This window comes from Mycobacterium sp. NGS18 (genome assembly GCF_059813185.1).
This window is the reverse complement of sequence record NZ_JCALEC010000004.1, coordinates 61,548-85,749: the sequence shown is the minus strand read 5'-3', so window position 1 is coordinate 85,749 and position 24,202 is coordinate 61,548. Positions and strand designations below refer to the sequence as shown.

The following is a 24,202-nucleotide window of genomic DNA, read 5'->3' as shown; positions in this document are numbered from 1 at the left end:
CGGGATGATGGAGCGATGAGTCGGATAACCCAGCGCCGGCGGGTCAGCCACCTTGTCGCCGGTGACGCGACCCAGCGGTCCGAGACCTTGGCGGTCGAGGAACCGCTGGAAATCCGGCTGGGCGGCACGCCGCTCACGGTCACTATGCGCACGCCCGGATCGGATATCGAGCTGGCGCAGGGCTTTCTGCTCACCGAGGGGATCATCTCGGGTCGCGATGATGTGCTCAGCGCCCGATATTGCGGCCGGCCGGACGGAACGAACACCTACAACGTGCTGGACGTGTCGCTGGCGCCGGGCGTTCCGGCGCCCGCGGTGGACGTCACCCGCAACTTCTACACCACCTCGTCGTGCGGTATCTGCGGCAAAGCCTCACTGGAAGCGGTGCGGCTCGCCAGCCGCTACGACCCGGGCGACGACCCGGTGCGCGTCACCGCCGCGGCACTGACCGCGATGCCGGATCAGCTGCGGGCCGCACAGGACGTCTTCGCCACCACCGGCGGTCTGCATGCCGCGGCGCTGTTCGACTTCACCGACGGCGGCACCATGCGGGTGGTTCGCGAGGACGTCGGCCGGCACAACGCCGTCGACAAGGTGATCGGGTGGGCCCTCGAGAACGGCCAAGTGCCGCTGGCCGGGGCCGTGCTGCTGGTCAGCGGGCGGGCGTCGTTCGAGCTGACCCAGAAGGCGGTGATGGCCGGGATTCCGGTCCTGGCTGCGCTCTCCGCGCCGTCGTCGCTGGCCGTCGACCTGGCCGCCGACTGCGGACTGACCCTGGTGGCGTTTCTGCGGGGCGCTTCGATGAACGTCTACAGCCGTCCGGACCGCATCATCGGCTGAGTCGTGCGCCGCAATCGCGGATAGGAACGGCATCAGAGGTTCGTAGATCCTGTTAAATACCGGACAATCAGTCCTCAGATATTGACCTGACCGACTCCCCCGGGCGTACCGTCGTTGCGTGCCGTGTCTCGGGAACCGGACCGGCATGGTTCACGACTAACCGGTAGTGGAGAAAGGAGTGCGGTGATGAGTTTGTTGGATGCCCATATTCCGCAGTTGGTGGCCTCGGAGTCGGCGTTTGGGGCTAAGGCGGCGTTGATGCGGTCGACGATGGCGCAGGCCGAGCAGGCGGCGTTGTCGGCGCAGGCGTTTCACCTCGGTGAGGCGGCGGCGGCGTTTCAGGGGTCGCATGCGCGGTTTGTGGCGATGGCGGCGCGGGTGAATGCGTTGCTGGATATGGCGCAGGCGAATTTGGCGGATGCCGGCAGTACTTACGTGGCGGCTGATGCGGCTGCTGCGTCGGGTTACACGGGGGTTTAAGGGATATCGGGGCCAGAGAGAGGAACACAGTCTGATGTCGCAGATTATGTACAACTACCCGGCGATGTTGGCCCATGCGGCTGAGATGAATGGGTATGCGGGCACGTTGCAGGCCGTCGGTGCCGATATTGCCAGTGAGCAGGCGGCGTTGTCGGCGGCGTGGCAGGGCGATACGGGGATGACGTATCAGGCGTGGCAGGTGCAGTGGAATCAGGCGATGGAGGAGTTGGTGCTGGCTTATCGTGCGATGGCGAGCACCCATGAGACCAACACCATGATGATGAATGCCCGCGACACCGCCGAAGCGGCCAAGTGGGGCTGAGCGGTCGGCAGCCCGAAGTAATCGGGGATTCCACGCTGATCACTCCGGCGTAGGGTCACTGGAATGCCTGAGATGCGCAGTGAAGGTGACAGTTGGGACATCACCACGAGTGTCGGTTCGACCGCCTTATTCGTGGCCACCGCCAGGGCGTTGGAAGCCCGCAAACCGGAACCGTTGGCGGTCGATCCCTATGCCGAGGTGTTCTGCCGGGCGGCCGGCGGGGACTGGCAGGCCGTGGTCGAGGGCAACCTGCTCGACCATCAGTTGTTGACCAGTGATTTCGGGGAGCACTTCGTCAACTTCCAGGGTGCGCGCACCCGCTACTTCGACGACTACTTTCGCCGCGCCGCCGAGGCCGGGGTGCGCCAGGTGGTCATGCTGGCGGCCGGGCTCGACTCCCGGGCCTACCGATTGGACTGGCCGGACGGGACGATGATCTTCGAACTGGACCAGCCGCAGGTGCTGGCCTTCAAGAGCTACGTACTCTCCCAGCGCGGGATCCGGCCGACAGCGGAGCGGCGTGAGGTCGCCGTCGACCTCCGCGAGGACTGGCCCGCGGCGCTTGTCGCCAGTGGCTTCGACCCGGCCCAGCCCTCGGCGTGGATCGCCGAGGGTCTGCTGATCTACCTTCCGGCCGACGCGCAGGAGCAGTTGTTCACCGGCATCGACGGCCTGGCCGCTCCGGGCAGCCAGGTCGCGGTCGAGGACGGCGCCCCGCTGTCCGATGAGGACTTCGCCGCGGCGGTGGAGGCCGAAGTGGCGGCCGACGACGACAGCCGCATCTTCCACCGGTTGGTCTACAACGAACGCTGCGCGCCGGCCGATGAGTGGTTCGGCGCACGGGGCTGGACCGCAGTGGCGACGCCGCTGGCGGATTACCTGCGCGAGCTGGGCCGGCCCGTCCCGGGGCCGGGTACCGAGGCCGGGCCGATGGTCGCACGGAATGCGCTGGTCCGGGCGGTCAAAAAGTAGGAGAGGTCGGCGTTTGCCGGGGAACTCCGGTGCGGTACCGTGCAGGGATAAACGAAAATGATTTTCAATAAGGAGTCTGACATGGGGTGGAACGGTGGCCGCGCGCTCGGCCCGGGTCTGGGCGCCCGCAAAGCGCGGATAACGGTGACGGAAGCCACCCGGCGATCGCCTCGACCCACCTCGACAGTTAGCTTATGCAATGCTAACTTCAGCCGAGTTAGCTTAGGCAACACTGGCGAAGGGGCGAGCCACGCATGACCAACGGTGACGCGGCTCTGTTGACACCGCACCCACGGGTCGACGAGGAAACCCTCAGCCGATTCGCCACCTGCTGCCGTGCCCTGGGCCTCCCGGTCTACCAGCGGCAACGCCCCGCGGACCTGACTGCGGCCCGCACCGGGTTTGCCGCGCTGACCCGAATCGCGCACGAGCAGTGCGACGCCTGGGCAGGCCTGGCCGCAGCCGGCGACCAGTCACCGCGAGTGTTGGCCGCCGTCTCGGCGACCGCGGCCAGCGCCGGGGCGCTGCAGCGGCGACTGGACCTGCCGGCCGGCGCGCTGGGCTTCCACTATGACACCGGGCTGTATTTGAAGCTGCGCGCCACCGACGCCGACGACTTCCACCTGGCCCACGCCGCCCAACTGGCGATGGCCGGCCGGTGCGCGGAGGCCAACGAGCTGGTCGCCGAGATCACCGCGCGGCGTCCGGGCTGGAACGACGCGCGCTGGCTGGCGATCGCGGTGAACCACCACGCCGGGCGCTGGTCGGACATGGTCAAACTGCTGACCCCGATCGTCAACGACCCCGACCGCGACGAGCTGTTCACCCACGCCGCCAAGATCGCCCTCGGCATCGCCCTGGCCCGACTCGGCATGTACGCCCCGGCGCTGTCCTACCTCGAGGAGCCGGACGGGCCGATCGCCGTCGCCGCCACCGACGGGGCGCTGGCCAAAGGGCTGATCCTGCGGGCGCAGGGCGACGACGAGACGGCCGAAGAGGTGCTGCAGGACCTCTACGCCGCCAACCCGGAGAACGAACAGGTCGAGCACGCCCTGCTCGACCACAGTTTCGGGATCGTCACGACCACCGCGGCTCGGATCGAGGCCCGCACCGATCCCTGGGACCCCGAGACCGAGCCGAGCGCCGAGGATTTCGTCGACCCGGCCGCTCATGAGCGCAAGGCCGAACTGCTGGCCGAAGCCGAACGTGAGCTCGGCGAGTTCATCGGCCTCTCGGAGGTCAAGAACCAGGTGCAGCGCCTCAAGAGCTCGGTGGCCATGGAGGTGGTGCGCAAGCAGCACGGCCTGGCCGTCGGCCAGCGCACCCACCACCTGGTGTTCGCCGGGCCGCCCGGAACGGGTAAGACCACCATCGCCCGCGTCGTGGCCAAGATCTATTGCGGCCTGGGGCTGCTGAAGAAAGAGAACATCAAAGAGGTGCACCGTGCCGACCTGATCGGTCAGCACATCGGTGAAACCGAGGCCAAGACCAACGCGATCATCGATAGCGCGCTGGACGGCGTGCTGTTCCTCGATGAGGCCTACGCGCTGGTGGCCACCGGCGCCAAGAACGACTTCGGCCTGGTCGCCATCGACACCCTGCTGGCGCGCATGGAGAACGACCGTGACCGCCTGGTGGTGATCGTCGCCGGCTACCGCGCCGACCTGGACCGGTTCCTGGACACCAACGAAGGTCTGCGGTCGCGCTTCACCCGCAGCATCGACTTCCCGTCCTACCAGCCGCCGGAACTGGTCGAGATCGCCTACAAGATGGCCGAGCAGCGCGACAGTCGCTTCGAGCAGTCCGCGCTCGAGGAGATGCAGGCACTGTTCGGCCAGCTGGCCGAGGCGTCCCACCCCGACGCCAACGGGATCGCCCGGCGCAGCCTCGACATCGCCGGCAACGGCCGGTTCGTCCGGAACCTCGTCGAACGCTCCGAGGAGGAGCGCGAGTTCCGGCTCGACCATTCCGAACAGTCCGGTACCGGTGTGTTCACCGATGAGGAGCTCATGACCATCACGACCGAAGATGTCCGTTACTCGGTGACGCCGTTGCTGCGTGGCCTGGGTCTGGAGGCCAACGCGTGAGCGCCGCTTCCCAAGACCGATCCGATGAGGAGCGGCGCTCGTTCGCATCCCGCACCCCGCTCAACGAGAACCCTGACCGGGTCGAGTACCGGCGGGGTTTCGTCACCAAGCACCAGGTCAGCGGCTGGCGGTTCGTGATGCGGCGGATCGCCTCCGGGGTGGCCCTGCACGACACCCGGATGCTGGTGGAGCCGCTGCGCTCGCAGGCCCGTGCGGTGATGATGGGACTGCTGGTGCTGGCCACCGTGGCTGGCGGCTGCTTCGTGTTCACCCTGATCTGGCCCAACAGTGCCGCGGCCAATGACCCGGTGCTGGCGGACAAGTCGACCTCGGCGCTGTACGTGCGGGTCGGCGACCAGCTGCACCCGGTGTTGAACCTGACCTCCGCGCGGCTGATCGCCGGTCGCCCGGTCAACCCGACCGCGGTGAAAAGCACTGGGCTGGACAAGATTCCGCGCGGCAACCTGATCGGTATCCCTGGTGCCCCGGAGCGGATGGTGCAGAACACCAGCCGTGATGCGGACTGGACGGTGTGCGACTCGGTGGCCGGTACGGCAGCCGGGACGACGGTGATCGCCGGGCCGCTGGGCGACGGTGGATCCCGGGCCGGCGCGCTTGACGCACAGCATGCGGTGCTGGCCGACAACGGTGCCGGCGCCTGGCTGCTGTGGGAGGGAAAGCGCAGCCGGATCGACCTGTCCGACCGGGCCATCACCGGCGCGCTCGGGCTCGGCGAACGGGGCACGGCAGTCCCGACGCCGCGGTCGATCTCGACCGGCCTGTTCAACGTCATCCCGGAGGCGCCCGCGCTGACCGCGCCGGTGATTCCCGGCGCCGGCGACAAGCCGTCATACGACCTGCCGGGCGGCGCACCGGTGGGCGCGGTGGTGGCGGCGCACGCCCTGGAGGGCAACGCGCAAGGAACCCTGCGCTACTACGCGGTGCTGCCGGACGGTCTGCAGCCGATCTCCGGTGTGGTCGCCGCGGTGCTGCGCAACACCGACTCGCACGGCCTGGACCGGCCGCCGCTGCTCGGCGCCGACGACATCGCGCGGCTGCCGGTGTCGCACGCCCTGGACACCTCCCGCTTCCCCGAGCAGCCGGTCAGCATCACCGACTCGGTGGCTGCCCCCCTCACGTGTGCGCACTGGAGCAGAGCGGCCGGGGCCAGCACCAGCACGCTGACGCTGCTGTCCGGCTCCTCGCTGCCGCTGCGCGACGGAGTCCGCACCCTGGATCTGGTGGGAGCCGGAGTCGGCGGCACCGCCGCCCGGGTCGCCCTGGCCCCGGGCACCGGCTACTTCACCCAGAGTGTCAGCGGCGACCCGACCGCCAACCCGACTGGGGGCCCGCTGTTCTGGATCTCTGACACCGGGGTGCGCTACGGGGTCAACACCGAGGCCGGTACCACCGGTGGCGACGGTGACACCGTGTCGGCGCTCGGGCTGAGCCAGCCCGCGCTGCCCATCCCGTGGTCGGTGCTGTCGCAGTTCGCTCTCGGGCCCACCCTGTCGCGCGCCGACGCGCTGCTGGCCCACGACGCACTGGCGCCGGATCAACGGCCCGTCCGCCGCGCTACGACCGAGCTGGGTGCCACCGACGGGGGAGAGACCCGATGAGCCGACTGATCTTCGAGGCCCGGCGCCGGCTGCCGGCGCCGCCCACCGACAAGGGCACCATCACCATCGAGCCGCCTCCCGAGCTGCCCCGGGTGGTGCCGGCGTCGTTCCTGCAGCGGGCGCTGCCGGTGGTGATCGTGATCCTGATCGTCGGCATGGTGATCGCCATGGTCGCCACCGGTATGCGGCTGATCTCCCCGGTGATGCTGTTCTTCCCGTTCGCCTTGCTGGTGGCGGCGGCCGGCATTTACCGCGGCGGCGACAAGAAGACCCGCACCGTCGAGGTCGACGCCGAACGGGCCGACTACCTGCGCTACCTGTCGGTGGTGCGGGACAACATCCGGGGTTCGGCCGCCAAGCAGCGCGCCGCCGCGGAGTGGTCGCACCCGGAGCCGTCGGATCTGGCCGCCGTGCCCGGTTCGCGGCGGCAGTGGGAGCGCGACCCGCACGACGAGGACTTCCTGGTGGTGCGCACCGGCCGGCACTCGGTACCGCTGGCCAGCGCGGTGCGGGTTACCGACACCGCCGACGAGATCGACCTGGAGCCGGTGTCGCACAGCGCATTACGCAGCCTGCTCGACACTCAGCGCACGGTGCGCGACGTGCCCGTCGGTCTGGACCTGACGAAGGTGTCCCGGATCACCGTGCTGGCCGATTCGGCCGACGAGGTGTCCGCTGCGGTGCGGGCCTGGGTTGCTCAGGCCGTCACCTGGCACGACCCCACCATGCTCGGGGTGGCGCTGGCCAGCCCCGAGCTGGAGAGCCCGGCCTGGTCCTGGCTGAAGTGGTTGCCGCACATCGACATTCCCGGCGCCGTCGACGGCGTCGGCCCGGCCCGCTACCTGGCGAGCAGCCCTGAGGAGCTGGCCGTGCTGCTGGCTCCGGCGCTGGCCGAGCGTCCGCCGTTCACCGGAGAGCCGGCCGAGACGGCGCGGCACCTGCTGGTGATCATCGACGACCCGGACTGGGACGTCAGCGACCTCTCGGCCTCTGTGCTGGGCGCCGCCCGGGCCGGGGTCACCATCGTGCAGCGCGGCAGCGTCGCACCGAACCGCGAACAGTACTCCGACCCCGAACGCCCGATCCTGCGGATCAGCGCTGACGGGGAGTCCATCGACCGCTGGCAGACCGGCGGCTGGCAGCGCTATGTGGATCAGGCCGACGCCCTCGGCGCCGATGAGGCCGCCCACCTGGCGCGGCGGCTGTCCCGTTGGGACTCCAACCCGACGCACGCCGGGCTGCGTTCGGCGAGCACCCGCGGGGCGACCTTCACCACCTTGCTGAACATTCCCGACGCCTCCCGCCTCGACGTACCCGCGCTGTGGGCGCCGCGGAACCGCGACGAGGAACTGCGGGTTCCGATCGGGGTCACCGCGACCGGCGAGCCGCTGATCTTCGACCTCAAGGACGAGGCCGAGGGCGGGATGGGCCCGCACGGCCTGATGATCGGCATGACCGGCTCCGGCAAGTCGCAGACGCTGATGGCGATCCTGCTCTCGCTGCTCACCACGCACTCCGCGGACCGGCTGATCGTGATCTACGCCGACTTCAAGGGGGAGGCCGGCGCCGACATCTTCCGGCACTTCCCGCAGGTCGTCGCGGTCATCTCCAACATGGCCGAGAAGAAGTCGCTGGCCGACCGGTTCGCCGACACCCTGCGCGGCGAGGTGGCCCGGCGTGAGCTGCTGCTGCGCGAGGCCGGCCGCCAGGTGCAGGGCAGCGCGTTCAACTCGGTGACCGAGTACGAGGCCGCGATTGCCGCGGGCCACGATCTGGCCCCGATCCCGACGCTGTTCATCGTCGCCGACGAGTTCACCTTGATGCTCGCCGATCACCCCGAGTACGCCGAGCTGTTCGATTACGTTGCGCGCAAGGGCCGTTCGTTTAGGATCCACATCCTGTTCGCCTCGCAGACCCTGGACGTCGGCAAGATCAAGGACATCGACAAGAACACCTCCTACCGGATCGGTCTGAAGGTGGCCAGTCCCAGCGTCTCTCGGCAGATCATCGGGGTGGAGGACGCCTACCACATCGAATCCGGCAAGGAGCACAAGGGCGAAGGCTTCCTGGTGCCCGCCCCGGGTGCTGCGCCGATCAAATTCCGCAGCACCTACGTCGACGGCATCTACGACCCGCCGCGGCAATCGCGAGCCGTTGTGATGCACGCGATTCCAGAACCCAAGCTGTTCACCGCCGGTGCGGTGGCCTCCGGTGCGGAGACCACCATCGTGGCCGAGCACGACGACGAGACGTACGCGCCGCCGCGCAAGCTGATCGCGACGATCGGTGACCAGCTGGCGCACTACGGCCCGCAGGCTCCGGTGCTGTGGCTGCCTCCGCTGGACGACACCATCCCGCTGGCCGAAACCGTGGCTCGCGCGGGAATCGGCGAGCGGCAGCTGCGCTGGCCGCTGGGTGAGATCGACAAGCCGTTCGACATGCGCCGCGACCCGCTGGTGTTCGACGCCCGCTCGGCCAGCGGCAACATGCTCATCCACGGCGGGCCCAAGTCCGGGAAAACGACTGCGCTGCAGACGTTCATCATGTCGGCGGCCAGTCTGCACTCGCCGCGTGAGGTGACGTTCTACTGCCTGGACTACGGCGGCGGGCAGCTGCGTGCGCTCGAGGACCTGGCCCATGTGGGCAGTGTCGCGTCCGGGCTGGAGCCCGAGCGGATCCGCCGCACGTTCGGCGAGCTCGAGCAGTTGCTGACCGCCCGCCAGCAGCGGGAGGCGTTCCGGGACGGCAGCATCGGTTCGCTCAACGACGGGTACGGCGAGGTCTTCCTGGTCATCGACAACCTGTACGCGTTCAGCCGGGACAACACCGACCAGTTCAACACCCGCAACCCGTTGCTGGCCAAGGTGACCGAGCTGGTCAACGTCGGGCTGGCCTACGGCATCCACGTGGTCGTCACCACCCCGAGCTGGCTCGAGGTGCCGCTGGCGATGCGCGACGGGCTGGGGCTGCGCCTCGAGCTCAAGCTGCACGACCCGCGCGACAGCAACGTCCGGGTGGCCGGGGCCCTGACCCGTCCCGCCGAGGCGGTGCCGGCCAATCAGCCGGGCCGCGGCCTGACCATGGCCGCCGAGCACTTCCTGATCGCCCAACCGGAGCTGAGCCAGATCGCCGAGATCAACGCCCGCCACCCCGGGCTGGCCGCGCCGCCGGTGCGACTGCTGCCGACGAACCTGGCGCCCGAAGAGGTCGGGACGCTGTGGCCGGGCTCGGAGCGGATCGTCATCGGTCAGCGCGAAGAGGACCTGGCGCCGGTGGAGTTGGACTTCACCGACAACCCGCTGGTGATGGTGCTCGGGGACAGCAAGTCCGGCAAGACCACCCTGCTGCGGCACATCATCCGCACCGTGCGGGAGAACAGCACCGCCGAGCAGGTGGCGTTCACCGTGCTGGATCGCCGGCTGCACCTGGTCGACGAACCGCTGTTCGCCGACAACGAGTACACCGCCAACGTCGACCGGGTGATCCCGGCGATGCTGGGCCTGTCAGCGCTGATCGGCTCGCGCCGGCCGCCGGCCGGACTGTCGGCCGCCGACCTGGCCGGGTGGACCTACCAGGGGCACACCCACTACCTGATCATCGACGACGTCGACTCGATCCCGGACTCCCCGGCGCTGACCGGGCCGTACGCCGGTCAGCGGCCGTGGACCAACCTGATCGGGCTGCTGTCGCAGGCCGGTGATCTGGGGCTGCGGGTGATCGTCACCGGCCGGGCCACCGGGTCAGCCCACGCGTTGATGACCAACCCGCTGCTGCGTCGCCTCAACGACCTGCAGGCGACCACCCTGATGTTGTCGGGCAACCCGGCCGATTCCGGCAAGATCCGCGGCCAGCGGTTCGGCAGGTTGCCGGCGGGCCGGGCGATGCTGCTCGGCGACAGCGACGAACCGACCTATCTGCAGCTGGTCAACCCATTGTTCAGCCAGAGTCTGACGCGCTGATGCGCAACGAAGTACGAAGCGATAGCGATAAGGAGGAGGAACAGTCATGACGCTCAATGTGGTTCCGGAAGGTCTCGCCGCCGCCAGCGCGGCGGTCGAGGCGCTGACCGCCCGGCTGGCGGCCGCACAGGCCAGTGCCGCCCCGCTGATCACCGCGGTGATTCCGCCGGCGGCCGACCCGGTGTCGCTGCAGACCGCTGCCGGTTTCAGCGCGCAGGGCAGCGAGCATGCCGCGGTGGGCGCCCAGGGCGCCACCGAACTCGGCCGCGCCGGTGTGGGTGTCGGTGAGTCCGGCGTCAACTACGCCGTCGGTGACGCCGCGGCCGCCTCGACCTATGTGGCAGGCCACGCGGGGGGCACGAGCACCTGATGATTGCCGCCCCGGTCTGGATCGCCTCCCCGCCGGAGGTGCATTCAGCATTGCTGAGCAGCGGTCCCGGAGCGGGTCCGCTGCTGAGCGCTGCCGGGGTGTGGAATGCGCTGAGCGTCGAATACGCCACCGTCGCAGACGAATTGACCGCGCTGCTCGGTGCGGTGCAGAGCGGTGCCTGGCAGGGCCCAGGCGCCGAGCAGTATCTGGCGGCGCACGTGCCCTACCTGGCCTGGCTGGGCAAGGCCAGCGCGGACAGCGCCGGAGTGGCCGCCCAGCATGAGGTGGCGGCCTCGGCCTACACCAGTGCGCTGGCGTCGATGCCGACGCTGGCCGAACTGGCCGCCAACCACATGACGCACGGAGTGTTGGTCGCCACCAACTTCTTTGGTATCAACACCATCCCGATCGCGCTCAACGAAGCCGACTACGTCCGGATGTGGGTTCAGGCGGCCACCACCATGGGCACCTATCACGCGGTGTCCGGTGCGGCGCTGGCGTCGGCGCCGCGGGCGGTGGCAGCACCGCCGGTGGTCAAGGCCGACTCGGCACAGCCCGCCGATGCCGCCGGGGGCGGGGACTTCTTCACCCAGCTGTTCAACCAGCTCGGCCAGCTGCTGCAAGATCCGGCCGGGGTGATCCGGGAGATCCTGGGCGGCGGCCCCGCCGCCTTGACGACCTGGTTCCCGCTGCTGTTCTTCATCGCCTACGAGGCGTTCTTCATCCCGTTCGGTTTCACCTTTTGGGGCGTGATGCTGTCTGCCCCAGCATTTTTGCCGATCATCCTGGGCGCGGCGCTGAGCCAGCTGCCCACCATGGGTGAACCGGCCGCGGGTGAGGACGAGATCGTGCCGACGCCGCTCGGCGTCGCCCCCTCGGGTGACCGGCCGATCGCGGTGGTGACTGGTTTCGCCTCCGGTATCGCCACGCCGGGTGCGCCCGCAGTGTCGGCGGCACCGGCCACGCCGGCGGTGGCGCCGCCGCCACCGGCGGCCGGAGTGCTGGGTTTCGGCTACCTGATGGGCGGCACCGACCCGGGCACTGGGCTGGGGCCGACCCTCACCGACCGCAACAAGGCGCAGGCACCGGCCTCTCGGGTGCCGGCGGCCGCGGCGGGGGTGGCCGCCTCGGCGCGCGACAAGGCCCGGGCGCGACGGCGCCGGCGTGCGGTGTTGCACGACCACGCTGACGAGTACATGGACATGGATTCGGGTCCGGCCGGTCCGGTGGAGCAGCCGGCTGCTTCCGGTTCCGATCGCGGGGCCGGGGCGCTGGGCTTCACCGGAACGGTGGGCAAGCGCAGCACCGCGACCGCGTCGGGGCTGGCCACACTGGCCGACGACGGATTCGGTGGGGGCCCGAGCGTGCCGATGTTGCCCGACACCTGGAGTGAGAACGATCGGGGCGATCCGGAGCCGGAATCGCCAGTCGAAGTATCGAAGGAAGAGAAAGGAGTGCGGTGATGAGTTTGTTGGATGCCCATATTCCGCAGTTGGTGGCCTCGGAGTCGGCGTTTGGGGCTAAGGCGGCGTTGATGCGGTCGACGATGGCGCAGGCCGAGCAGGCGGCGTTGTCGGCGCAGGCGTTTCACCTCGGTGAGGCGGCGGCGGCGTTTCAGGGGTCGCATGCGCGGTTTGTGGCGATGGCGGCGCGGGTGAATGCGTTGCTGGATATGGCGCAGGCGAATTTGGCGGATGCCGGCAGCACCTATGTTGCGGCTGATGCGGCGGCTGCTTCTGGTTACACCGGGGTTTAGGGAGGGTTTGTCTGATGTCGCAGATTATGTACAACTACCCGGCGATGTTGGCCCATGCGGCTGAGATGAATGGGTATGCGGGCACGTTGCAGGCCGTCGGTGCCGATATTGCCAGTGAGCAGGCGGCGTTGTCGGCGGCGTGGCAGGGCGATACGGGGATGACGTATCAGGCGTGGCAGGTGCAGTGGAATCAGGCGATGGAGGAGTTGGTGCTGGCTTATCGTGCGATGGCGAGCACCCATGAGACCAACACCATGATGATGAATGCCCGCGACACCGCCGAAGCGGCCAAGTGGGGCTGAGCCAGGTGATCCGCTCGACGAAAGAACGCTGCGATGGGTGCTGAGCCCAACGCCGCTGAACTGACCGTCGAGCAGGCCTGGTACATCGCGGAAACCATTGGCGCCGGGTCTTTCCCGTGGGTATTGGCGATCACCATGCCCTACACCGACGCCGGGGAACGTGGTGCGTTCATGGCTCGCCAGCGCGACGAGCTTACTCGGATGGGCGTCGTCTCGCCGGACGGCACGGTCAATCCGGCTGTGGCCGAATGGATCCGGGTGGTGTGCTTCCCGGACCGGTGGCTGGACCTGCGTTATGTGGGTTCACCGTCCAGCGGGGCGACCGAGATGTTGCGTGGCATCGTGGCTCGCCGCGACCCGGGCGCCGGTAAGCGCACCCGGACCGTGGTGGCACTGCGCAACGCCCAACTGGTCACCTTCACCGCGATGGACATCGACGACCCACGGCTGCTGGTCCCGGTGCTCGCGGCCGGGTTGCGCCAGCGCCCACCGGCCCGGTTCGACGAGTTCACCCTGCCCGCCCGGGTCGGGGTGCGCGCCGACGAGCGGTTGCGCGCCGGCGCCCCGCTCGCCGAAGTCCTGGAATACCTGGGCATTCCCGCCTCCGCCCGACCGGTCGTGGAATCGGTGTTCTCCGGTCCGCGCAGCTACGTCGAGGTGGTCGCGGGCTGCGCCCACCATGGCCGGCACGCCACCACCGAGGTGGGCATGAGCCTGGTCGACACCGACGAGGGCCGGATCCTGGTCACCCCATCGCAGGCATTCGACGGCGAGTGGGTGTCGACCTTCCGGCCCGGAACCGATTTCGCGACCGCCGTCGCGATCGAACAGCTGACCGCCACGCTGCCCGACGGGCAGTGGTTCCCCGGTCAGCGACTGTCCCGAGATTTCACCACCCAGCTGACCTAGTACAGAAAAGAATAGGGAACACCCATGACCGAAGCCCCGGTGCTGACCAGCGCCGTCATGCCGATCGTGCGCATCGCGGTGCTGGCCGACAGTCGGCTGACCGAGATCGCCGTGCCCGCGGAGTTGCCGCTGCGCGAAATCCTGCCCGCCGTGCAACGTCTGGTGGCCCCAGACGCCGGCGATGACACCGAACCCGGCGACGGCGCGACGACCCGCCTGAGCCTGGCGCCGGTCGGCGGTGCGCCGTTCAGCCTGGACGCCAGCCTGGACACGGTCGGCGTGGTCGACGGCGACCTGCTGGCGCTGCGGCCGGTGCCGGTCGGACCGGCGGCGCCCGGCATCGTCGAAGACATCGCCGACGCCGCCGTCATCTTCTCGGCATCGCGGCGTAAGCCTTGGGGAGCGCAGCACATTCAGCGTGCCACGCTGGCGGCCGGGGTGGGGCTGATCCTCGCGGCCACCGGGCTGGCCATCGCGCATCGCGCCCTCACCGGCGAACCGGCCGGCCTGTTCGCGGTGGCTGCCGTCGCGCTGGTCACCATCGTGGCGGCGCTGGCGACCCGGACGCGTTCGGCCGACGCGGGGCTGACCCTGGCGATCGCGGCGTTGGTACCGGTCGCTGCCGCAGGCATCCTGGCGGTGCCCGGCGTGTTCAGCCCGGCGCACCTGGTGCTGGGCGCGGCCGCGGTCAGCGCGTGGTCGTTGATCTGCCTGATTCTGCCGCCGGCTGGGCGCGGCGAGCGCGGGATCGCCTTCTTCACCGCCGCGGTGGTCGCCGGGGTGGGGGTGCTGGCTGCCGCCGCCGTCAGGACCTTCTGGGAGCTGCCGGCGCTCAGCCTCGGCTGCGGGCTGATCACCGCGTCGCTGCTGCTCACCGTTGCCGCTCCGCAGGTCTCGGCGTTGTGGGCGCGACTGCCGCTGCCGGTGATCCCGGCGCCGGGTGACCCGACCCCGTCGGCGCTGCCGCAAAGCGTGCTCGAAGACCTGCCGCGCCGCGTTCGCGTCACCGACGCCCACCAGACCGGTTTCATCGCCGGCGCCGTGTTGCTGGCCGTGCTCGGCTCGGTGGCGATCGCCACCCGGCCCGAGGGTCTTTCGGGGTGGGCGTGGTACGTGGTCGCCGGTATCGGGGTGGCCTCGGTGCTGCGCGCCCGGGTGTGGGATTCGGCGTGGTGCAAGGCCTGGCTGCTGGCCCAGCCGCACCTGACCGCCGTCGTGCTGCTGGTCTGCTACGCCGCGACGGGCCGCTACCCGGCCGCCTTCGGTGCGGTGCTGGTGCTGGCCGCGCTGGTGGCGGTGTGGGCGGTGGTCGCCCTGAGCCCGACCGTTGCGTCGCCGGACAGCTACTCGCTGCCGGTGCGGCGGTTGGTGGGCTTCCTGGCCTCCGGCGTGGACGCCACCCTGATCCCGGTCATGGCCTACTTGGTGGGCATCTTCGCCTGGGTTCTGTCTCGATGACGTTGGCCGACATCCGGCGGGGACGTGCGGTCCGCGGGGCCGGGATCGCGGCGCTGATCGCGCTGCTGACCAGTGCACCGGCGCTGGCGATCACCCCGCCCAAGATCGACCCGACGGTGCCGCCGCCCAACGGGGCGCCCGGGCCCGTCGCCGCGATGGAGCAGCGCGCCGAGTGCGCGAGTTCGGGTTTGCTGCCCGGCAGCGACCTCAGCGGCCCGACCGGCGGGCAGCGGATGCTCGACCTGCCCACCGCATGGCAGTTCTCCCGCGGCGAGGGCCAGACCGTGGCCGTCATCGACACCGGCGTGCGGCCGGGTCCGCGGCTGCCGGCGGTGGACCCGGGCGGCGACTATATGGGCACCACCGACGGGCTGACCGACTGCGACGGGCACGGAACGCTGGTCGCCGGGATCATCGCGGGCCAGCCCGCGCCGGACGGCCAGGACGGTTTCACCGGGGTGGCCCCGGCGGCGCGCCTGCTGTCACTGCGCACCGCCTCGGCGACGATTTCGCCGCGGCTGGCCGGGGACGACCCCCGCACCACCCGCGTGGTCACCGACATCACCGCCCTGTCGCGGGCCATCGTGCGCGCCGCCGACCTGGGCGCGCGGGTCATCACCATCTCCACCACGACCTGCCTGCCGGCTGACCGCGACGTCGACCAGACCGCGCTGGGCGCGGCGCTGCGCTACGCGGCGGTGGAAAAGGACGCGCTGATCGTGGCCGCCGCCGGCGACAGCGGGCAGACCGGCTCGGTCGGGGGCGGCAGTGAGGCGTGCGAATCCAATCCGCTCACCGACCTCAGCCGGCCGCACGACCCGCGCAACTGGACGGGCGTCACCTCGCTGTCGGTGCCATCGTGGTGGCATCCCTATGTGCTGTCGGTGGCATCGCTGTCCCCGACCGGGCAGCCGTCGGCATTCACCATGGCCGGGCCGTGGGTGGGTGTCGCCGCACCCGGTGAAGGCATCGTTTCGGTCAGCAACCGCGACGACGGTGGTCTGGCCAACGGACTGCCCGGCAACCAGGGCCGATTGGTACCGCTGACCGGCACCGGTTACGCCGCCGGCTACGTCGCGGGGGTGGCCGCGCTGGTGCGTAGCCGCTACCCCGACCTCAATGCCATGCAGGCGGCCCACCGGATCGTCTCCACCGCCCACAACGGCGCCCGTGCCCCGTCGGGCCTGGTGGGCGCCGGGGCCGTCGACGCGGTAGCCGCGCTGACCTGGGAACTGGCGCCGGCCGCCGATCCGGCCAACCCCCCGTCGAAGAAACTCTCGCCACCGCCGGCCCCACAACCCGAGAACCCGGCGCCGCGGATCGTGGCCTTCGCCGGAACCGCGCTGCTGGCCGGACTCGTCGTCGCCGTCGGCGCCGCGGCGGCCGCCCGCCGACGAAAGGAAAACCAGCTGTGAGCCCGCTCCGTTCCACCATTCCCCGGCCCGGGCCCGCCCGGATCACCCTGGTGCTGCTGGTCGTCGTGCCAGCGTTGCTGGCCTGCCCGTGGCCGACCACCCGGGACCGCTGGGTGCTCGGCGTGGCCGTCGCTGTCGCGATCCTGCTGCTGAGCTGGTGGCATGGCCTGCATCTGACCACCATCGTCCGCCGCCGGCTCGCCATGACGCGCTCGCGGCGCGGCGCGCACACCGACCGGCGATCGGTCTCCGGTGCCCGGGCCACGTCGGCGCTGCGGATCTCGGCCTCGGCGGCCGGGGATGCGTTGCCGCTGTCGCTGATCGCCGGCTACCTGAACCGCTACGGCCTGCGAGCCGACGCGGTGCGCATCACCAGCCGCGGTACCCGGCCGGACGGCGGTATGGCCGCCTCCGACACCTGGATCGGCCTGACCTATTCTGCCGCGCCGAATCTGGCTGCGCTGCAAGCCCGTTCGTCGCAGATCCCGCTGCAGCGGACCGCTGACATCGCTGTCCGGCGCCTCGCCGACCATCTGCGGGAGCTCGGCTGGGATACCGCTCTGGTCGCCGCCGACGAGGTGCCCGCGCTGCTCGACGCGGGTGCCCGGGAAACCTGGCGCTCGGTGGTCGACGGCTCGGGCGACCACGTCGCCGCCTACCAGGTCGCTATCGACGCGGCGCTGACGGACACGCTGAGCCGGATCCGCGCTGCGAACGCTGGGGAGACCTGGACGGCAGTGGAATTCGCCGACGACGGCGGTCAACTGAGCGTCGCTGCGGCGTGCGCCCTGCGCACCGGGTCGGCCCCCGACGGCGCGGCACCGCTGGCCGGCCTGGTGCCCGAGCAGGGCAATCACCGCGACGCGCTGCTGGGCTTGCACCCGCTGTCGGGAAGCCGTCTCGACGGCCACACCGCGCTGTCAGACGATGACCTCGCCGGACTGCGCTGGCCGGTCGCGGCGGCCGGTGTCGCCGCGCGTTAGCCGATCGGGCTAGAACATGTACCCGCGCAGGAATGCGGTCATCCGGCGTAGGTAGGTCGGCTGGCTGACGTGCAGTATGTGGTTGCCCGGGAACCAGTGCAGCGCGCAGCGATCCCAGTGCTGCCACAGCATTTCGGACTGCTCCGGCGGCGCCAGCCGATCGCCCAGACCGGTGATGATCAGCCGCCGGTCCTTGGCCACCAGTGGCGGGTAGTTCAGCGGGGAGTGATACGCCGTGGCGGAGGTGAAGTCGTCGTGATCGACCCGGCCCAGCAGTTGCCCGGCCTGTAGCACCCTGTTGGCCGGGAACCAGTCCCTGATCTCGGCGTCCACCGAGACCACCGGAACATTCGGGATCACCGCCTGCAGTCGGGGTTCGACGGCGGCCAGCAGCGCGCTGGTGTAGCCGCCCAGCGACAGGCCGGTCAACGCGATGCGGTCGACACCGGTGAACTCCAGATAGTCGACCACCGAACGGAAGTCGTGCACGGCTTGGGCCATCGCCTCGGCGAATCCCGACATGCCGTGCGAGAAGATGCCGTATCCGCTGAAGGGCGAATACTTTTCGGCGCGCCGACCGTGGAAGGGCAGGGTGTACAACACGACGTCGTAGCCGGACCGGTAGAACCAGGGCAGCGCGAAGAACAGGCCGTTGAACAGGTAGGCCGACCCCATGAACCCATGGATGACGCACAGTGTCGGCCGGGGCCCGTCCTCGTGCCGCCAGTGCTGGAACCGGGCGGTGTTGTTCAGGGCCAAGCCATTCCAGGAATCCCGCATGGCGGGGTTGACCGCCTCGAAACTGCTGTGGAACGCCACGTTTTCCACCACGCCACGCGCCACCCGTTCAGCGAGCGGATTGGCCCGCCGCGAGGAGATTCTGGGCAGCGCTGTGGGGGCGGGAAACGAGCGGGCCGGGTCGCGCTCGGCGGCCAGCTCGGCGTAGAACGCCAGCCGTTCCCGTTCCCGGCGCGACTGGTCGCGCCCGACCGCGGTCGTCAGCACCGAGGGGACCATCGCCGCCGCGACCATGGACGCGACCGCGGTGCGCAAGCCGATGTCCGCCCACGCCGAGGCGTCGACGATCAGCTTGTCCCGCAACGACAACTCGCTGCGATCCGGCAGGCCGTGGGCGCCGGCGTCCTCGCCCGGAATGTCGGGGACCGGGATGGGCGGCGTCAGCGGGGTCACGTCAGAACTCACGGTCGCCGGCCTTTCTCGGGTGAGATCGCCCCCGTAGTGGCGCGGGGCACCGTCAATCCGATGGTAGCCCGATGGCGAACAGCCGCGCCGCGTTGTCGTGCAGAACGCCCCGCAGCCAGGCGTCGTCGACGCCGGGAACTGCGGCGATGGCGTTCAGCGCGTCGCAGTAGCCGTACGGGATGTTCGGAAAGTCGCTGCCGAACAGGATCCGCTCGCCCGCGGCGCGCAGTCGCGGCTCTTCACCGGCCGGAAAGGGCATCATCTCGTCAACGAACGCGGTGAACGCCATCGTGGTGTCCAGGTACACGGCAGCCGAATTCAGGCAGATGTCGAGGAACTCGCCGTACTCCGGCATGCCCATATGCGCGACGATCAGGGCCAGCCGCGGGTGACGGCGCAGCAGCCGCCGAATCGGTTCGGGACCGGTGAAGCGTCCGGGCTGCGGTCCGGAGCCGCAGTGGACGACGACCGGAATGCCGGCGTCCTCGAGCGCGCCCCAAACCCCTTCGAGCATCGGGTCGTTCGGATCGTAGTCGCCGACCTGGATGTGCGCCTTGAAGACCTGGGCGCCTGACCCGATCGCCGCAGCCACGTAGTCGGCCGCGCCCGGCTCGGGATAGAACGTCGCGGTAGCCAGGCAATCCGGTGTCTCCCGGGCGAATTCGGCCGACCACTGGTTCAGCCAGGCGGCCATCGCCGGTTTGTGCGGGTAGACCAGCGAGGTGAATCGCCGGATCCCAAACGCCCGCAGCGTGGCGACCCGCTCGGACTCGTCGGTGCGGTAGGTGATCGGCCAGCTGCGTCCCACCATCGGGCCGGCCGAGTCGAAGTAGTTCCATACCTTGTCCATCACCGGCTTCGGCATGAAATGCGTGTGCACGTCGATGATCCCAGGCAGCCCGAGACTGGACCAGACCTGCCGCACCGCGGCGGCTTCGTCATCGTATCTCACGAACGCTCCCAGCTGTTCTCGGAGACGAACTCGCTCAAGGGTTTCCGATAGGCCCAGTCATCGAGTTCCAGCGCCGGCCGGTCCGGAAACTCCGGCACCGGTCCCAGGCACAAGATCGCCACCGGCTCGGCGTCGGCGGGCATACCCAATAGCGCCGCCAGCGGCTGCGGTTCGAACAAGGACACCCATCCCATGCCCAGTCCCTCGGCGCGGGCGGCCAGCCACAGGTTCTGGATCGCGCACGACACCGACGCCAGATCCATCTGCGGCAAGGTACGGCGACCGAAGATGTGCGCCTGCCTGCCCTCGCGCAACGCCACCACCAACAGCTCGGCGCAGTCGCGGATGCCTTCCACCTTGAGCGCCAGGAACTCCTGTTCGCGCCGCCCGAGCGCGCGGGCGGTGCGATGGCGCTCCTCGTCGACCAGCGCGTGGATGCGATGCCGCAGGTCCTCGTCGGTGATCCGGACGAATCGCCACGGCTGCATGAGCCCCACACTCGGTGCGGCGTGGGCCGCGGCCAGCAGGCGCGCCAGGACGTCGGGCTCGACGGTGCTGCCGGGAACGAACCGGCGCATATCGCGGCGTTCGGCGATCACCCGGTACACGGCTTGACGCTCCTGAGCGGTGAAGGAAGGATCGGCCACGCGATCATGGTAGGAGTCAGGAGAAGGGACGCCCGCCATGAAACGTTCGGAACCGCTCGACCGCCTGTTCACCGACTCCGCCGGAAGCCTGGTCTACGGCGAACCGCACCAGACCCCCGACGGCGCCACAGTCATCACCGCCGCCCGCGTGAAGGTTGCGGGCGATTCCGGGATGACCGCCACGCCGCTGGGCGTGGTGGTGATCCGCGGTGACCGGGCCAAGTGGGTGCCCGCCGTCGATGCGGACCGGATCGCGTTGGTGGGGGTACTCACCGGTCTGTTGTCGGCGGTGATCGCGTCGCTGGCGGTGCTGCGCCGCCCGCCGTGGCCGGACCTGCGGGGCACCGGTGCTCGCCGCGACGAGGCCTTATGACGCCGTCGAGCGTGCGTGCGACCGCGCTGGTCTCGGTGCTGGCGGCCGCGGCGGTGTATGTGCTGATGCTGGTGGGCTATTGGCAGCATTGGGGTTGGCTGGCCACCGTCGACGCCGCCGCGCTGGACACGAGCTACGACATCGGGATCAAGCATCGGGGCTGGGTGCGGTTCTGGGACGGGTTGTCCACGGTCTTCGCGCCGGCGGTGTTCCGGGTGCTGGCCATGGTGGCGTCGGTGGTCGCGCTGGCGCGCCGCCGGTTGCGGCCGGCGCTGTTTCTGCTGGTGACCGTCGAGATGAGCTGGCTGCTCACCGTCGTGGCCAAGGGTTCGGTCGACCGGCCCCGTCCGGGTACCGCTTTGGCCACGGCATCGTCGTCGTCGTTTCCCTCCGGCCACGCACTGGGCGTGATGGTCGCGGTCGGCGCACTGCTGGCCCTGACGCTGCCGTTGCTGCGACGCCGGGCCCGGGTGGCTGCGGTGTGTGCCGGCGTGCTGGTGGTGGCCGCGGTCGGGATCGCCCGGGTGGCGCTCAACGTGCACCATCCCTCCGATGTGCTGGCCGGCTGGGCGCTGGGCTGGGCCTATCTGGCGCTCTGGGCGATGCTGCTGACACCGTGGCAGGTTGACCGGTCCACGTCCGCGCCGCAGGATGATCTTGATGACCAGTTGTGAACCCGACCCGGTAGGGGAGCTCGTCTGTTCGCGCAAGGGCTGCAGCGCCGCGGCGACCTTCGGCATGCTGTGGAACAACCCGAAGCTGCACACCCCCGAACGGCGCAAGGTCTGGCTGACCTGTCCCGAGCACCGGGAGTACTTCCGCGGTTATCTGTCGTCGCGGGGCCTGCTCAAGGACGAGACGCCGGTCGAGCAGCTGCAGCGGCGCGCGGAACCCTAAAAGCCCCGGCACGCCGTGAGCGGTGTTTGACCGGACCCCGGTCTGCACCGATCATGAGTCCATGCGCCGACTGCTGAGCTTGTTGTGCGCTGCGGTATGCGCCGCCGGTACGACGCTCGGCGCTTCGCCGGGAGCCCAAGCCGATGTCACTCCGTGGTTCGCCCGGTCGGTCGGCAATGCCAGCCAGGTGATATCCGTTGTCGGAGTTGGTGGTTCAAACGCCAAGATGGACGTTTACCAGCGCAGCGCGACGGGTTGGCAGCCGGTGGCCGCGGGAATTCCCACCTTCGTCGGCTCGGCCGGGATGGCGCAGAAGGCCAAGAGTGGCTACCCGGCGACGCCGATGGGCGTCTTCACACTGCCGTACGCGTTCGGCACCGCACCGAATCCCGGTGGGGGACTGCAATATGTCCAGGTCGGTCCGGACCACTGGTGGGACGGCGACGACCACAGCCCCACCTTCAACACCATGCAGGTCTGCAAAAAGGCGCAGTGCGCGTTCGATACCAGTGCGAGCGAGAACCTTCAGATTCCGCAGTACAAGCACGCGGTGGTGATGGGCGTCAACACCGCGCGCACCCCGGGCGACGGGGCGGCGTTCTTCTTTCACACCACCGACGGCGGCCCGACCGCGGGCTGCGTCGCCATCGACGACGCCAAGCTGGTGCAGGTCATTCAGTGGCTGCGCCCCGGCGCGGTGATGGCCATCGCGCAATAGGCGCCCGGGTCAGCCGCGGTCGCGTTCCAAGTAGTGGCTGACCATCTCGATCAACGTCCGCCGCTCGGCCTGCCAGTCGAAGGCACCGCCGACGATCATCTGCGCCAATATGATTCCCCGTAGCGATGCCCAAATCACCTCGGCCACACCGGAGTCCGCCGGGTCATCAGATACCAGCCGGCCCAGTCGGTTGATCGCGTCGTTCATCTGCAACAGGTGCTCGTGGGACTGCTCGCCGAGGCTGCCGCGGGTGGCCCGCAGGATCTCGAACGCGGCCAGCGAGGTGGGGCTGGCGTAGCAGCGCCAGGCGGTGTCGACGACGGCCTCGATGCGCTGGCGCAGTTCCAGTTCGCCGACGTCGACCGCTGAGAGGCTGTCCAACAACCGGGCCACGCCGTCGTCGACCACGGCCATCAGCAGGCCGTTGCGATCGCCGAAGTGGTACTGGATGACGCCCCAGGTCACCCCGGCCCGTTCGGCGACGTGCTTGGCGTTCGCCGCGCCGAAGCCCTCCTCCAGGATGCAGCGCACCGTCTCGTCGATGATCCGGGCGCGCGTGTCGTCGCCGCGCTTGCGGGGCGCGCTGGTTCGCCGAGTCGGGCTGGGACCTGCGGAAATAACCATTGTTGACTTTATAACATAGACCGGTCTATTTTTCCTCTGTGACCGAATCCAGGTATGCGTCGCTGTCGCGCGACGAGTTGGCCGTGCTGGTACCCGAGCTGCTGCTGATCGGGCACATGATCGACCGCTCCGGGATGGCCTGGTGCATCCAGGAATTCGGCCGCGAGGAGATGTTGCAGATCGCCATCGAGGAGTGGGCGGGCTCCAGTCCGATCTACACCCGGCGGATGCAGCGGGCGCTGAACTTCGTCGGCGACGACGTGCCGACCATCTTCAAGGGCATCCAGTTCGACATCGGCTCACCGCCGCAGTTCATGGACTTCCGCTTCACCGTCCACGACCGCTGGCACGGCGAGTTCGAGCTGGCCAGCTGCGGTGCGCTGCTCGACGTGGAGCCGATGGGTGACGACTACGTCTTCGGCATGTGTCACACCATCGAGGACCCGACGTTCGACGCCACCGCGGTGGCCACCAATGTCAAGGCGCAGTGCCGCCCCGTGCACCGGCCGCCGCGCACCCCGTCGGACCGCCAACCGCACTGCTGCTGGACCGTCATCATCGACGAGTCCTACCCGCCGGCCCAGCCGATCCCGGCCCTGGAGCTGGTCAGTCAAACACGGGCCGCCACTTGGGAACTCGCGGACATCGACCGCACCGACGACGGTCTGGCCGACTACACCGGGCCACTGCTGTCCGACGTCGACTTCACCGCGTTCTCGCACTCGGCGCTGGTCCGGCTGGCCGACGAGGTGTGCCTGCAGATGCACCTGCTGTACCTGTCCTTCGCGCTGGCGGTGCGTGCCCGCGCCGCAACCGACGAACTGGCCGCCTCGGTGGGCCGGCGCCAGCTCACCGGGCTGGCCGGGCTGGGCGCGATGCGCATCAAAAACGCCCTGCGGCTCTCCGAGGACATCGACGGGGCGCTGCGCACCTTCGAGTTGCACCCGCTGCTCAATCCGGTCGGCTACGTGTGCGCCGAGATCGGCGAGGGCCGGATCGCGGTGCGCCACTCGCCCGCACACGATGACGGCGCCTGGCTCGCGCTGTGTTCGCCGACCGAGGTCAATCCGCTGCAGGCCATCGCGACCGCTGTCAACCCGCACCTGCGGGTGACGGTCGACGGGTCGGACACCGAGTGGACCGCCCGGCTGACCGAGACCGACACCGCGGCATCCGAGCTGCCCGAGGTGATGGTGACCAAGGTCAGTGGCGGGGCGAATTTCGTGTTCCGTACCCGAAAATCGTTGCCGCTAACGGTTGTATAACCCTACGGTCTCGGCGGTGGCGGCACACCGCGCCGTGCCCCTATCGTGGGG

Annotated in this window: 24 protein-coding genes; 20 read left to right on the top strand and 4 right to left on the bottom strand. The window is 69.6% G+C overall.

From position 1 onward, the window contains the following. The first annotated feature begins 15 nt into the window (after positions 1-15). The 15 genes from fdhD to eccE all read left to right on the top strand — a co-directional run bounded on the left by fdhD (position 16) and on the right by eccE (position 17,472). Positions 16-840: a formate dehydrogenase accessory sulfurtransferase FdhD gene (gene fdhD / locus AC5Y31_RS09555; protein ID WP_499979927.1), complete on the top strand. Its 825-nt coding sequence runs from the start codon at positions 16-18 to the stop codon at positions 838-840. Between the two features lie 186 nt (positions 841-1,026). Continuing rightward, positions 1,027-1,320 carry a hypothetical protein gene (locus AC5Y31_RS09550; protein ID WP_064857096.1) on the top strand — a complete coding sequence of 98 codons (294 nt, stop codon included), beginning with the start codon at positions 1,027-1,029 and terminating at the stop codon, positions 1,318-1,320. Positions 1,321-1,354: 34 nt separating this feature from the next. After that, on the top strand, positions 1,355-1,642 hold the full coding sequence (locus AC5Y31_RS09545) for a WXG100 family type VII secretion target (RefSeq protein ID WP_064857090.1): 288 nt from the start codon (positions 1,355-1,357) through the stop codon (positions 1,640-1,642). A 72-nt stretch (positions 1,643-1,714) separates the two neighbouring features. Continuing rightward, the gene (locus AC5Y31_RS09540) at positions 1,715-2,614 is read left to right on the top strand and encodes a class I SAM-dependent methyltransferase (protein ID WP_499980341.1); all 900 of its coding nucleotides are present in this window, start codon (positions 1,715-1,717) and stop codon (positions 2,612-2,614) included. Between the two features lie 254 nt (positions 2,615-2,868). After that, positions 2,869-4,701 (top strand): type VII secretion AAA-ATPase EccA, encoded by a 1,833-nt coding sequence (eccA, locus tag AC5Y31_RS09535; protein ID WP_499979926.1) that lies wholly within the window; start codon positions 2,869-2,871, stop codon positions 4,699-4,701. Beyond that, positions 4,698-6,320: a type VII secretion protein EccB gene (gene eccB / locus AC5Y31_RS09530; protein WP_499979925.1), complete on the top strand. Its 1,623-nt coding sequence runs from the start codon at positions 4,698-4,700 to the stop codon at positions 6,318-6,320. The genes eccA and eccB overlap by 4 nt, the downstream gene beginning before the upstream one ends. Then, complete coding sequence (gene eccCa / locus AC5Y31_RS09525) at positions 6,317-10,279, top strand: type VII secretion protein EccCa (protein ID WP_499979923.1); 3,963 nt, start codon at positions 6,317-6,319, stop codon at positions 10,277-10,279. The genes eccB and eccCa overlap by 4 nt, the downstream gene beginning before the upstream one ends. A gap of 46 nt (positions 10,280-10,325) precedes the next feature. Beyond that, complete coding sequence (locus AC5Y31_RS09520; protein ID WP_499979921.1) at positions 10,326-10,649, top strand: PE family protein; 324 nt, start codon at positions 10,326-10,328, stop codon at positions 10,647-10,649. Next, on the top strand, positions 10,649-12,112 hold the full coding sequence (locus AC5Y31_RS09515; protein WP_499979919.1) for a PPE family protein: 1,464 nt from the start codon (positions 10,649-10,651) through the stop codon (positions 12,110-12,112). The genes AC5Y31_RS09520 and AC5Y31_RS09515 overlap by 1 nt, the downstream gene beginning before the upstream one ends. Continuing rightward, positions 12,112-12,405, top strand: coding sequence for a hypothetical protein (locus AC5Y31_RS09510; protein WP_064857096.1), 294 nt, complete (start codon positions 12,112-12,114; stop codon positions 12,403-12,405). Before AC5Y31_RS09515 ends, AC5Y31_RS09510 begins: the two co-directional genes overlap by 1 nt. 14 nt (positions 12,406-12,419) lie before the next feature. After that, on the top strand, positions 12,420-12,707 hold the full coding sequence (locus AC5Y31_RS09505; RefSeq protein WP_064857090.1) for a WXG100 family type VII secretion target: 288 nt from the start codon (positions 12,420-12,422) through the stop codon (positions 12,705-12,707). Between the two features lie 33 nt (positions 12,708-12,740). Continuing rightward, on the top strand, positions 12,741-13,616 hold the full coding sequence (locus tag AC5Y31_RS09500) for an ESX secretion-associated protein EspG (protein WP_301632024.1): 876 nt from the start codon (positions 12,741-12,743) through the stop codon (positions 13,614-13,616). Between the two features lie 24 nt (positions 13,617-13,640). Continuing rightward, positions 13,641-15,074 (top strand): type VII secretion integral membrane protein EccD, encoded by a 1,434-nt coding sequence (eccD, locus tag AC5Y31_RS09495; RefSeq protein WP_499979915.1) that lies wholly within the window; start codon positions 13,641-13,643, stop codon positions 15,072-15,074. Further along, positions 15,071-16,489: a type VII secretion-associated serine protease mycosin gene (mycP, locus tag AC5Y31_RS09490; RefSeq protein WP_499979912.1), complete on the top strand. Its 1,419-nt coding sequence runs from the start codon at positions 15,071-15,073 to the stop codon at positions 16,487-16,489. The genes eccD and mycP overlap by 4 nt, the downstream gene beginning before the upstream one ends. Continuing rightward, positions 16,486-17,472, top strand: coding sequence for a type VII secretion protein EccE (gene eccE, locus AC5Y31_RS09485; protein ID WP_499979911.1), 987 nt, complete (start codon positions 16,486-16,488; stop codon positions 17,470-17,472). Before mycP ends, eccE begins: the two co-directional genes overlap by 4 nt. 9 nt (positions 17,473-17,481) lie before the next feature. On the opposite strand, the gene AC5Y31_RS09480 is transcribed toward eccE, so the two are convergent. The 3 genes from AC5Y31_RS09480 to bluB are packed head-to-tail and all read right to left on the bottom strand — an operon-like array spanning position 17,482 to position 20,313. Beyond that, positions 17,482-18,675, bottom strand: coding sequence for an alpha/beta hydrolase family protein (locus AC5Y31_RS09480; protein ID WP_499979906.1), 1,194 nt, complete (start codon positions 18,673-18,675; stop codon positions 17,482-17,484). Between the two features lie 52 nt (positions 18,676-18,727). Continuing rightward, the gene (locus AC5Y31_RS09475) at positions 18,728-19,627 is read right to left on the bottom strand and encodes an amidohydrolase family protein (RefSeq protein WP_499979905.1); all 900 of its coding nucleotides are present in this window, start codon (positions 19,625-19,627) and stop codon (positions 18,728-18,730) included. Beyond that, on the bottom strand, positions 19,624-20,313 hold the full coding sequence (gene bluB, locus AC5Y31_RS09470; protein ID WP_499979904.1) for a 5,6-dimethylbenzimidazole synthase: 690 nt from the start codon (positions 20,311-20,313) through the stop codon (positions 19,624-19,626). Before bluB ends, AC5Y31_RS09475 begins: the two co-directional genes overlap by 4 nt. On the opposite strand from bluB, the gene AC5Y31_RS09465 reads away from it, so the two are divergent. From AC5Y31_RS09465 to AC5Y31_RS09450, 4 genes are all read left to right on the top strand, one after another. Further along, positions 20,312-20,647 (top strand): hypothetical protein, encoded by a 336-nt coding sequence (locus tag AC5Y31_RS09465; protein WP_499979902.1) that lies wholly within the window; start codon positions 20,312-20,314, stop codon positions 20,645-20,647. The two genes, bluB and AC5Y31_RS09465, sit on opposite strands and share 2 nt — an antisense overlap. Beyond that, positions 20,644-21,321: a phosphatase PAP2 family protein gene (locus AC5Y31_RS09460; protein WP_499979901.1), complete on the top strand. Its 678-nt coding sequence runs from the start codon at positions 20,644-20,646 to the stop codon at positions 21,319-21,321. Before AC5Y31_RS09465 ends, AC5Y31_RS09460 begins: the two co-directional genes overlap by 4 nt. Further along, complete coding sequence (locus tag AC5Y31_RS09455; RefSeq protein WP_064857082.1) at positions 21,308-21,544, top strand: hypothetical protein; 237 nt, start codon at positions 21,308-21,310, stop codon at positions 21,542-21,544. The genes AC5Y31_RS09460 and AC5Y31_RS09455 overlap by 14 nt, the downstream gene beginning before the upstream one ends. Positions 21,545-21,605: 61 nt before the next feature. Further along, positions 21,606-22,262, top strand: a complete 657-nt coding sequence (locus AC5Y31_RS09450) for a L,D-transpeptidase family protein (RefSeq protein ID WP_065023122.1) — start codon at positions 21,606-21,608, stop codon at positions 22,260-22,262. Positions 22,263-22,271: 9 nt separating this feature from the next. On the opposite strand, the gene AC5Y31_RS09445 is transcribed toward AC5Y31_RS09450, so the two are convergent. Next, positions 22,272-22,886 carry a TetR/AcrR family transcriptional regulator gene (locus AC5Y31_RS09445; RefSeq protein ID WP_499979896.1) on the bottom strand — a complete coding sequence of 205 codons (615 nt, stop codon included), beginning with the start codon at positions 22,884-22,886 and terminating at the stop codon, positions 22,272-22,274. Between the two features lie 38 nt (positions 22,887-22,924). Here AC5Y31_RS09445 and AC5Y31_RS09440 point away from each other — a divergent pair, with 38 nt between their 5' ends. Beyond that, positions 22,925-24,151: a hypothetical protein gene (locus AC5Y31_RS09440; RefSeq protein ID WP_499979895.1), complete on the top strand. Its 1,227-nt coding sequence runs from the start codon at positions 22,925-22,927 to the stop codon at positions 24,149-24,151. Positions 24,152-24,202: the final 51 nt, after the last annotated feature.

Coding starts and splice junctions, on each gene's coding strand:
- AC5Y31_RS09450 (WP_065023122.1), top strand. CDS start 21,606: ATGCGCCGACTGCTGAGCTTGTTGTGCGCTGCGGTATGCGCCGCCGGT.
- AC5Y31_RS09445 (WP_499979896.1), bottom strand. CDS start 22,886: ATGGTTATTTCCGCAGGTCCCAGCCCGACTCGGCGAACCAGCGCGCCC.
- AC5Y31_RS09455 (WP_064857082.1), top strand. CDS start 21,308: ATGACCAGTTGTGAACCCGACCCGGTAGGGGAGCTCGTCTGTTCGCGC.
- eccA (WP_499979926.1), top strand. CDS start 2,869: ATGACCAACGGTGACGCGGCTCTGTTGACACCGCACCCACGGGTCGAC.
- fdhD (WP_499979927.1), top strand. CDS start 16: ATGAGTCGGATAACCCAGCGCCGGCGGGTCAGCCACCTTGTCGCCGGT.
- mycP (WP_499979912.1), top strand. CDS start 15,071: ATGACGTTGGCCGACATCCGGCGGGGACGTGCGGTCCGCGGGGCCGGG.
- AC5Y31_RS09520 (WP_499979921.1), top strand. CDS start 10,326: ATGACGCTCAATGTGGTTCCGGAAGGTCTCGCCGCCGCCAGCGCGGCG.
- AC5Y31_RS09465 (WP_499979902.1), top strand. CDS start 20,312: ATGAAACGTTCGGAACCGCTCGACCGCCTGTTCACCGACTCCGCCGGA.
- AC5Y31_RS09540 (WP_499980341.1), top strand. CDS start 1,715: ATGCGCAGTGAAGGTGACAGTTGGGACATCACCACGAGTGTCGGTTCG.
- eccCa (WP_499979923.1), top strand. CDS start 6,317: ATGAGCCGACTGATCTTCGAGGCCCGGCGCCGGCTGCCGGCGCCGCCC.
- AC5Y31_RS09510 (WP_064857096.1), top strand. CDS start 12,112: ATGAGTTTGTTGGATGCCCATATTCCGCAGTTGGTGGCCTCGGAGTCG.
- AC5Y31_RS09500 (WP_301632024.1), top strand. CDS start 12,741: ATGGGTGCTGAGCCCAACGCCGCTGAACTGACCGTCGAGCAGGCCTGG.
- AC5Y31_RS09545 (WP_064857090.1), top strand. CDS start 1,355: ATGTCGCAGATTATGTACAACTACCCGGCGATGTTGGCCCATGCGGCT.
- AC5Y31_RS09515 (WP_499979919.1), top strand. CDS start 10,649: ATGATTGCCGCCCCGGTCTGGATCGCCTCCCCGCCGGAGGTGCATTCA.
- AC5Y31_RS09505 (WP_064857090.1), top strand. CDS start 12,420: ATGTCGCAGATTATGTACAACTACCCGGCGATGTTGGCCCATGCGGCT.
- bluB (WP_499979904.1), bottom strand. CDS start 20,313: ATGGCGGGCGTCCCTTCTCCTGACTCCTACCATGATCGCGTGGCCGAT.
- AC5Y31_RS09550 (WP_064857096.1), top strand. CDS start 1,027: ATGAGTTTGTTGGATGCCCATATTCCGCAGTTGGTGGCCTCGGAGTCG.
- eccD (WP_499979915.1), top strand. CDS start 13,641: ATGACCGAAGCCCCGGTGCTGACCAGCGCCGTCATGCCGATCGTGCGC.
- AC5Y31_RS09460 (WP_499979901.1), top strand. CDS start 20,644: ATGACGCCGTCGAGCGTGCGTGCGACCGCGCTGGTCTCGGTGCTGGCG.